We start from the raw sequence: 857 nt of genomic DNA on the forward strand, positions 1-857 counted from the left end.
AGTAGTCAATGATGAATTTGGCGACGTGTATGGCATTGTGATTGCGTTGACGGCGGAAGGGTATACCTACTCCGAGATGAAGACCATCGCAGACAATGCGCGAGATGATTTATTAAACCTAGAGGATGCTGCAAAGATCGATTTGCTCGGGATTCAGGACGAACGTGTCTTTGTTGAATATGACAACGCAAAACTGACTGAGCTGAACCTCTCTCCCGCTATTTTAAGTTCGATGATAAAAAGTCGGAATATCATTGTTCCGGGTGGCTCTATTGTCATTGGAAATGAACGAATAGAGCTCGAGCCATCCGGAAACTTCGAAACAGTGGATGACATTGGGAATACCATATTACCTATCCCTGGCAGCAAGAATGTTGTGTATTTGAGAGACATCGCCCGAGTTAAATCGGGTTACGTCGATCCGCCCTCATCCTTAGTGCGGTTCAAAGGGGAAGACGCAATTGGTATTGCTATCTCAATGCGTGAAGGCGGCAACAACATAGAGTTGGGTAACCAAGTTCAGCGAGAGCTTGCGCGATTATCCCAAGAGTATCCGATAGGCGTGGATTTCAATGTAGTGAATTTCTCGCCAAAGGAAGTTGATGACAAAGTGAAAGGATTTGTTCTAAACCTTTTGCAGGCAATTGCCGTCGTCGCAGCAGTCATGTTGCTTAGTTTGGGGCTGAGAACTGGATTGATTGTTTCGCTGTTGATTCCGGCTAGCATGCTGGCAGCGCTTTTAGTGATGATCAATTTAGAGATTGGCCTAGATCAGATCTCTTTGGCAGCGCTCATTATTGCACTAGGTATGCTCGTCGATAACGGCATTGTGATGTCGGAAAGTATTTTGGTGCAAA

Annotated in this window: 1 protein-coding gene; it reads left to right on the top strand. The window is 45.5% G+C overall.

Annotation, left to right across the window (positions count from 1 at the left end):
- Window positions 1–857: efflux RND transporter permease subunit (locus tag A3750_RS22430; protein ID WP_197475248.1), on the top strand; the 857-nt coding region annotated here is incomplete at both ends.

The sequence above is a fragment of the Oleiphilus sp. HI0079 genome, assembly GCF_001635105.1.